Below are 9,424 nucleotides of genomic sequence, written 5' to 3'. Positions count from 1 at the left end.
AGAACAAGATCATGAGCAGCGTCGTTGGTTAGATTGCGAGCTTCAATCAACTGTTACTTGCTTACACCTCAGAAGTTGACTGAAGAGCAACCCGTATCTTGTATTTTGGAGAAAGAGATGATGGCCAGCAAAACTAATGTTACAGAATTTCTTGTTTTATTCTGCCAATATATGGCGGTAGGCACGGATAGTTCGAGTAGTGCTGACAGTAGGGCAAGATAATGAAGATTTTTACGCGGTGCACAATTATATTAGCTTTAACACCTACTTGGGCGTCATCTGGGTCATTCATATTGTGCCATGGTGCAAGTTCATTTCCATCGGCAGTAGAGAATCTTCAGTGTCGGGTGTACTCGGCTCGGGCAAAGGCTTCGGCCAGCCTCTCGTCACTTGCCTGGACATCTTCGAGATTATCCATACATCAAGAAGAACAGGCAACATCTTCCAGACGGATAACGCGAGCTGTGTTCTTCCAGCGAATCGCCGCTGGTCCTTGGAACAGGGGGAACTTATCTGTTTGTCAGCCTTGCCGTCTCTCAGCTACATGTCGAGTGGTCCATGTCACTTGACCAATGCGAGCTGAACGAAGTTGATTCGAGTCATCCTACGCTGGTTTAGGTCTAAACTCGAGGTCCTGCTTTATGGTGAATGGTACTGGTGGCCGGCTGCGGCAGACCATTCTTATGTGCATATTAGGTTGTGATCTTCAGTGAGCACAAATTTCGAACATCAAGTGTATTAATTTCCTCAACCTCTAAGGCCTACCAGCTCGACAAGAGTATGTACAGCGTTATCAATGCTTGGGTCTATCTTATGGTTGCGGAGTAGAGACGAACTATGGCTATCAGAGTGAACGGAAATCTAGGGCAAAGGGTCGGTCAAGATCGCCAAAGCGGCAGAAGTCTTCAGCGATTTACATCTTCGATGAGCAGTAGAGAGAACATAACAAATTAAAAATAGTATAATAATAGGTCTGTTCAGACATTACATGTTTCGAATCAGTTGGGTGAGTGGTTCAGGACATGCTTTTGTCAAGATGATGATTTTTCCACTGATGATAAATTCGCATAATGGTCTTGACTTGGTTCGGCAGGATGACTTTCACCTAAGATGCTTGTGTTGCCGTTTTCCTTCTCTTGGATTTGCAGGTAACGCAGTTTTCTTATATCGACCAATTTGAATCTTATCGTTTGTTTCTTGCCGGGATGAAACAGCAAGCTGGTTCTTCGCTCACGCAATGGCAACTTTGGCAAGTGAAGCCATTATCGTCTGAGGGCAGCTATGCAGATGTCACTGGAACTGAGCAAAAAGATTGCACCATTGTCCGACTGTGTCGAGCCTTTTTTACTGCCCGCTGACCTTATGCGGGGGAACGGCAGAGATTTTACAGCTCATCGATTCCTGCCAGCGGTTGGTAGTAAGCTATTTTCGGTTTGATATAGATGTATGCAGTCATTAGTGCATGAGTCATAAGAAAGGCGTCACGTGATGAGAGGCATCATTCTTGCAGGCGGTTCGGGCACGCGGCTGTATCCGTTGACCACCGTCACTTCCAAGCAGCTGCTTCCGGTGTATGACAAGCCTATGATCTATTACCCTCTGAGTGTTCTCATGATGGCGGGAATAAACGAGATACTGATCATTTCCACCCCGATGGACATCGGTAATTTCCAGCGACTCCTAGGCGATGGGAGCCGGTATGGCATTAGACTCTCCTACAAGATCCAACCCAGCCCGGACGGTCTGGCTCAGGCATTCATCCTGGGTGAGGACTTCATTGATGGCGAACCCTGTGCCTTGGTTCTGGGCGACAACATCTTCTACGGGAACGGCCTTGGTCGCACTTTGAGGAGTGCAGCCGGCAATCAGCACGGGGCAACGGTGTTCGGCTATTACGTGGACGATCCGGAGCGGTACGGCGTGGTCGAGTTCGACAAAGACAACAAGGTCGTCAGCATTGAGGAGAAACCAGAGCATCCGGCCAGCAACTATGCGGTGACCGGACTGTACTTTTATGACGAGAGGGTCACTGAGTTCGCTAAGCAGGTTAGGCCCTCGGCACGCGGTGAGTTGGAAATCACTGATCTGAATCGTCTTTACCTTCAAGATGGATCGCTATGTGTTCAGACACTGGGACGCGGCTATGCATGGCTGGACACAGGGACCATGGATTCCCTCTATGAAGCCGGCGAATTCGTCAGGACTGTTCAAAAGGCTCAAGGCCTGCCTATCGCTGTTGTGGAGGAGGTGGCCTATGAGAATGGCTGGATCACCCGTGAAGAATTGGTTGAAGCAGGCCAGAGGTATGGCAAGTCTCCATACGGGCAGCATCTGTTGGATGTTGCCAACAACAAGATCATCTTCAAGAAACATGTGGATCAAGCCTGACGATTCAGGAACCTGCATCGAGAGGTGCAGATTCTGTGCTCAGGAACCACTGGGGAGATAGCATTGAAGATTACAGAAATTTTCAACAAAAAGAATCGACTGTTGCTCAAGGCCATGGTCTCCACAGACTTCAAGTTGCGGTATCAGGAATCTGTCTTGGGGTACCTGTGGTCGGTTCTCAAGCCTCTTATGCTCTTTGCCATTATGTATGTTGTCTTTGTGCGCTTCATGCGTTTCGGAGCAGATGTCCCGCACTTCGCTGTGGCTCTCTTACTTGGCATCATACTATGGAACCTCTTCAATGAAACAACGACAGGAGGTATGCTCTCGATTGTAGGGCATGGAGATCTTCTGCGTAAGATCTACTTCTCCAAGTATGTGGTTGTTGTGGCATCATCTATGAGTGCCCTGATTAATTTCGGGTTCAACTTTATCGTTGTCATCGTCTTCGCCTTGATCAATGGTGTCAAACCATCGTGGTCTAACCTGCTCATTGTGCCAATTGTATTTGAACTGTATCTCTTGGCCTTGGGCATCGCTTTCTTTCTTAGTGCGCTCTACGTTAATTTGCGCGACCTGAACCCTATTTGGGAGGTCGTGACTCAGGCTGGGTTTTATGCCACGCCAATCATCTATCCGATTAGTATGATTTCCTCCAAGGCTGGCATCTATGGCCCTATTTTTGCCAAGCTGGACCTCTTGCTCAACCCTATGGCTCAGATAGTGCAGGATGCCCGACATGTGCTGATTTCTCCGGCCAATCCCACCTTATGGGAATGGGAAAGCAACTTTTTCATTGCCTGCTGGCCTGTTGTTTTTCCCTGCTGATCTTCCTGTTAGGACTGAGGTTCTTCACCGTTAAATCTAAGTACTTCGCGGAGCTGGTATAAATGAAGTTTTCAAATAAAACCGACAGCTTGCCTGATGATGTGGCTCTGAGGGTTTCCCATGTGTCCAAAGACTTTAAACTGCCCTATGAGAAGACCAACAGCCTTAAAGGTGTTGTCTTCAACACAATTCGTCGTCAGAATGGATACACCATTCAGCACGTGCTCAAGGACATTTCCTTCGAGATAAAGAAAGGCGACTTTTTCGGTATCGTCGGCAAGAACGGTTCCGGTAAGTCCACGCTTTTGAAAATCATTTCTCGAATTTACTCTCCTAACAGTGGTAAGGTCCAGGTCAATGGAAAATTGGTGCCTTTCATCGAGCTGGGCGTGGGATTCAACCCTGAACTTACGGGCAGGGAGAACGTATATTTGAATGGGGCCATGCTAGGGTTTACCCGGGAAGAAATCGACGATATGTATGATGATATCGTTGACTTTGCTGAGTTGGGTGACTTCATGGAGCAGAAGCTGAAGAACTACTCCAGTGGTATGCAGGTGCGTCTTGCTTTCTCTGTAGCAATCAAATCGCAAGGTGACATCCTTGTTTTGGATGAGGTACTGGCTGTAGGAGATGAGGCTTTCCAAAAGAAATGTCAGGATTATTTCTTCGAGGCCAAGCGTGAGAAGAAAACCATAATCCTGGTCACCCACTCTATGAGCGATGTGCGCAAGTTCTGCAATAAAGCCATGCTGATACAAGATGGAGTAATCTCCAAGTTCGGCATGCCGGATGACGTGGCCAGCGCATATTCCGACTACTTCCTAGAGCAGCAGCAGAAAGCCGTGCAGAAAGACAATGAGGCTGTTCGCCTGGAGCATGGTAACGGAATCCGGATGGTTGATGTACAGGTCACAACCAACGGGAGGAGCACACAGCTCCTCGATATAAACCAGAACTTCACTATAAAGATCGTGTTCGAGTGTGATCGGGATATACCTCGTGGAGTCTTCGCCATCAACCTAATTGATCAGCAGGGCAGGGTGGCTCTGGCCACCTCGAACAAGGTCAATTCGGATAAAGACACCTTCACTAAGGGACGTCATGAAATTGTATTCGAAATCGAGAATGTGTTGGCTTCTGGAGATTATCACGTCAATATCGCAGCCGCCTCAGGAAACGACCTTCTACTCAAGCAATCGACTGTGTATCAGTTCCAGGTTCGCAAGGCTAAGCTCTATGACCAAAGCTTGACTCACCCTAGGATCAGTGTAAAGCTGATTTGATGATGACATCGAGGCGAATGCAGGGCAAACGTGTACTCATTACCCAGAGCTCTTTGGATCGCATAGGAGGTAGTGAGGTCCAAGCTCTAGAGCTGGCCCGATATCTTCAGAGTGTCGGATGTATCGTTACGGTCTATGCCTGGATTGTCGATGATCTTGTCGGTTCCCTATTCGCTCAGTCCGGTGTTCGGATCATTACCAGCAATATGGTGGATTCCGCGGACTTGCACATGACGGATTTTGACCTCATCTGGGTACAGCATGAGGTCCTGCCTAAGACCTTTTTCCAACAGCTCGAAGGACTGGGTTCCGGTCCGCGTCCGTGCGTGGTCTTCTCTCATATGTCTCCTTATCGTGAAGTCCATCTGGAGCAGCCCTATACATATGATTTGGAGAACCGGATTGCGGATCGGATCGTATTCAATTCCTCGGGAACTCTCGAGGCTCAGCAGGGATACTTTTCCAAGGACGATTCACGCCTTGCCATATATCCCAACCCTGCACCGATGAGCTTCGTCGAGAAGCGTCATACCATTCGACCTGACTTGGGCAGAATTCTCATTGTCTCAAACCATACACCGTCCGAACTTCTCCGAGCAGTTGACTCCCTCAAAGCGCGGGGCCTAATGGTGGACCGGCTGGGCGATGTGACCGAGCAAGCCAACTCTTTGACGACGCCGGATCTGCTGGACAGATATGATTGTGTCGTAACCATCGGTAAGACCGTGCAATACTGCCTGGTTCAGGGCATACCAGTCTTCATCTATGACAGATTTGGCGGACCAGGCTATTTGACGGCGGAAAACTATGAGCAGGCTGCTCGGTTCAATTTCTCTGGCAGAATGGAGGGGTCCTGCCCATCCTTGGTTGATGAAATCAATCGCCATGCCGGGAGCATAATCGATGGCCCGACCTTAGCGGCTCAGATTCTTGAGGGATATACTGCCGCCTGCGATTTTCAGACAGCTCGGCACGATGAGTTCATTCGTCGCTTTGCCATTGACGGGGCCGTGGACCGGGTAGTTGGCGATATGTCTGCCAGACCAGAGTCTTTAACAGGCATAGATAAGGGTTATGTCGATTATCTATTTCGGAACAGCCAAATGGTCGAGGATTATGTCCGCTCCAACCAATTAGCCAACAACCCCAGATTGGCTTTTTACCGGCAACAGATCCAACTGTTCCGAGGTAAGAATAGAGCTTTTTCTATTGATGACCAGACGACACTTTGTGAATCCATGCATGAGGAGAACCATCTTGAAATACCAGCGGGGGATCATAGCATCTTTCGAATCGATTTTGGCGAACTGCCATGCCTGATTACCGATCTAACTGTCCATGCAGCTGCTGCAGCCAAGGTGAAAGTTAGCTCAAATGCCTCTTTTGAGAATGCGGGTACTCTATTCTTTCTCTCTGCTGATCCTCAACTTTATATTGAAACAGATCCGCCGGGCAGGGAGGTATCACTGACTGCTCGCGTATATCCTCTTGACCATGTCCCTCCTCAGCCTCTGGCCATATTGACCGAAAGGATCCGAAGGCATCAGGACAGCGACCGTGCTGATCTTGAGCGGTGGCAACGATTCAGGAATCAGCCGCTTGTGGCCTTATTGATCAAAATCCGTAGGGCTCTCAGAAGTGCGAAGACGAGGAAGAAAAAGGATGATCGTTCATAGCGCCACAAATTATGAGATTTCCATTGAGGATCTGGTGAGAAACCCCACGGCTGGCACCGTAACGGTGTCCGGTTGGGCTGTGGATACCTATCGCAAGATCGAGTTGGGCATGCGATCAAAAGATAAGGATGTAACCGTTGAACGGCAGGCCAGACCGGACATCACTACGACTTTTGAGCTGGAATCGTCGGCTCAACCAGGATTTGCTGCTGTAGTTCCCGCTGACAAGAAGTCATTCAGTCTTTTCTTCATGATTAATGGTGCTGAGCGACCGATTCAGATCGACCTGTCCCGCTTGGAACAGAGACTCAGAAAAGATAGGAAGAGGCAACGCCTGAAGCAGATTGCCTACCGTCTTATTCGAGATTCCTTCTCGGCCAATGTGAGGGCTTTGTTGAAGCATTTGAAGAGAAAGGTTACCAAGCGGCAGAAGTTCTATGACGAGTGGATACGGACCCACGAGGTAGAAAATCCCGAGACGGCGAAGCGTGCCATAGAGGGGTTTGCCGAGAAACCACTAATTTCGATAGTGATTCCCGTGTACAACGTGGATGAGCAATGGCTGCGCAAGTGCGTGGACTCCATGAGAGACCAATGGTACTCAAACTGGGAACTGTGCTTGGCTGACGACCACTCTTCTAATGGGTCAGTGCGGACACTGCTGAAAGACATATCCGCCAGTGATCCTCGAATCCACGCAGTGTTCAGGGAGAAGAATGGTGGCATAGCTGCTGCCACGAACTCTGCAATCGAGCTAGCCAAGGGGCAATATATCGGCTTCATGGACAATGACGATGAGCTTGCCCCCAATGCCCTCTACGAAGTGGTCGTGGCGATCAATTCAGATCCCACCATTGATTTTATCTACACGGATGAGGATAAGATCACAGAGAAAGGAATCAGATTTGATCCCTTCTTCAAGCCGGATTTTTCTCCACACCTCTTGCTGAGCCATAACTACATTACCCACTTCGTGACCGTTTCTAGAGCCTTACTGCAGAAAGTCGGAGGCTTGAACCCAGCCTTCGACGGGAGCCAGGACTACGACTTCGTTCTCAGAGCGACCGAGCAGGCGAAGAAGGTTCACCACATTCCACAAATTATGTATCACTGGAGGACCCTTTCCAGCTCCGTGGCGGGGGACCCCCGTAGCAAGATGTATGCTTATAAGGCCGGCAAGTCTGCGCTCGAAAATGCCCTTGAGCGTCGGGGGATAGACGGCAATGTCAGTATGCTCGATAACCTGGGCACTTACAAGATCGACTACCGTGGCGAAACACCCTCTGTGGCTGTTGTTGCTTCAGGATATTCGAAAGAGAAGCTCCATGAACTTGAGGACAGAACGGACTATCCCCGAGTGAAGTTTGTGCCGACTGGCGGGAAAAGTTGTGACGAAGTTGCGCGCGGATGCGACGAGGACCTCTTGGTTTTCTTGGATAGGAAAAGTCCCAAGAGGGCCGACTGGCTGATCGAGATGGTCAACTATATCCGCGACAATAAGGTTGGCGTAGTCGGTGGAAAAATCATGGATGATCAAGGCCGTGTTGCCAATGTGGGGGTCACTCTTCGCGCAATGAAAGCAGGTCGGCCTTTTGAAATGCGAGGAGATTGGGATCAGGGCATCGGTTACTACTTCCGTGACCTTCTACCTCGAGATATGTTCGCCGTTACGGAGGACTGCATGGTCACTAGACGGCAGGATTTCGAGAGAATGAGAGGGTTCGATGAGTCTCTTCCTGCAGGTCTTCAGGGCATTGACTACTGTGCGAGACTGCGGCAGGAACATGGGCTTACCACTCTCTGGCAGCCTTATTCCCTCTTTGTCGACAAAACAGAAAATCTGATGGAAATATCCCGCGACGACTTGGATAGATATCTGGCTGCCCATCAGGACTTGGTTGATCCTTTCGCCTCGGCTTTCTTCCCCTCCCTGGAGCCAGGCCACGCCCCCGTCGAGGGATCCATTGACCAGATTCTGATTTCTTCGGATTCCTCCGCTATTACGGTTACAGGTTGGGCTGCTGACTTAGAAGCGCATGAGCCGGCGTTGATCGACATATCACCCGATGAGAATGTCCGTCTGGAAAAAATGGAGCGGGTACTTCGTCCAGACGTGAATATGGCCATGGCCATGCCCATCGATTCAGAGCTTGGGTTCAAGGTAAGGATCGGTTTGCCAGACGGGCTGGCGGCCTTTCGCTCTGAGCGCCCCGCGCTGGTCTTTTCAGGCCCTTCCGGTCAGGTTTCAATGGCTTTGAAAGTGCCTCACTCACGGGCCATGTCAAGGTTCGAGGATCTGCTCAGACGGGCTGCTGCTATAAGGCATCCGCGTCGTCTTGCCCGGCGCATTTCTGATCGCTTCTTGGCACCTCGCCGACAGAAGAAAGCTTACAGAAAGCTCATCGCTCGCACAGAGCATTACGATAGAGCGGTTGTTGAGTCCAATATCGAAGGGTTCGCATACAAGCCTCTGATCTCTATCCTGGTACCTGTCTATAACGTCGAGCCAAAGTGGTTGCGTGCCTGTGTGGATTCCGTCCGCAACCAGTATTACTCCAACTGGGAGCTCTGCCTGGCTGATGATTGTTCCACGGATCCACGTGTGGCTGAAGTTCTCAAACAACTGAGCACAGAGGACGAGCGTATCAAGGTTGTGTTCAGAACAGAGAACGGGCACATATCGCGGGCAACTAACTCAGCCCTCGATGTTGCAACCGGAGAATTCATAGCTCTAGTCGACAATGATGATGAACTGCCTCCTCAGGCCCTTTTTGAGGTGGTTAAGCGACTCAATGCAAAACCTGAAACGGACTTGGTCTATAGCGATGAGGACAAGGTGGACGAGCAGGGTCATCGGTTTGATCCGCATTTTAAGCCTGACTACGAGCCTGATCTTCTCCTGAGCACAAACTACATCAGTCATTTGGGTGTTTACCGAAGGTCTATTGTCAATAAAATCGGTGGTTTTCGGACGGGATATGAAGGTTCCCAGGATTACGACATGCTTCTGCGGTTCATTGAGCAGACCGAGTCTTCAAGGATCCAGCACATAGCAAAGGTGCTCTATCACTGGAGAACTCTGCCCACCTCGACCGCCTCCAGCAGTGGTGCCAAAGATTATGCATCAGAAGCAGGAGTACGTGCGCTTCGCTCGGCCATGGGACGCAGGGGAATTGACGCCGAGGTGGTATCCGCGGGCCCAAGTGGCATTTACGACGTCCACTATGGAATTGACAGCTCGGCCTT

General features: G+C 49.8%; 5 protein-coding genes. All 5 read left to right on the top strand.

What is annotated here, in order from left to right:
• Window positions 1–1,488 precede the first annotated feature (1,488 nt).
• Window positions 1,489–2,388: a glucose-1-phosphate thymidylyltransferase RfbA gene (gene rfbA / locus P273_RS0108905; RefSeq protein ID WP_024628093.1), complete on the top strand. Its 900-nt coding sequence runs from the start codon at window positions 1,489–1,491 to the stop codon at window positions 2,386–2,388.
• 63 nt (window positions 2,389–2,451) lie between these two features.
• Entirely contained in the window at window positions 2,452–3,216 is a 765-nt protein-coding gene (locus P273_RS09425) for an ABC transporter permease (RefSeq protein ID WP_253269605.1), read from the top strand.
• Between the two features lie 62 nt (window positions 3,217–3,278).
• On the top strand, window positions 3,279–4,502 hold the full coding sequence (locus P273_RS0108895) for an ABC transporter ATP-binding protein (RefSeq protein ID WP_029676369.1): 1,224 nt from the start codon (window positions 3,279–3,281) through the stop codon (window positions 4,500–4,502).
• Window positions 4,502–6,178, top strand: a complete 1,677-nt coding sequence (locus P273_RS0108890; RefSeq protein WP_024628091.1) for a hypothetical protein — start codon at window positions 4,502–4,504, stop codon at window positions 6,176–6,178. The genes P273_RS0108895 and P273_RS0108890 overlap by 1 nt, the downstream gene beginning before the upstream one ends.
• Window positions 6,165–9,424: glycosyltransferase (locus P273_RS0108885; protein WP_024628090.1), on the top strand; the 3,260-nt coding region annotated here is incomplete at its 3' end. The genes P273_RS0108890 and P273_RS0108885, both read left to right, overlap by 14 nt.

Origin of the sequence: Bifidobacterium sp. A11 (genome assembly GCF_000499185.1) — a bacterium.
In the GTDB taxonomy this organism is placed as follows: domain Bacteria; phylum Actinomycetota; class Actinomycetes; order Actinomycetales; family Bifidobacteriaceae; genus Bombiscardovia; species Bombiscardovia mizhiensis.
The sequence above is the reverse complement of the archived record's forward strand: the minus strand, read 5'-3'. Positions and strand labels throughout refer to the sequence as shown.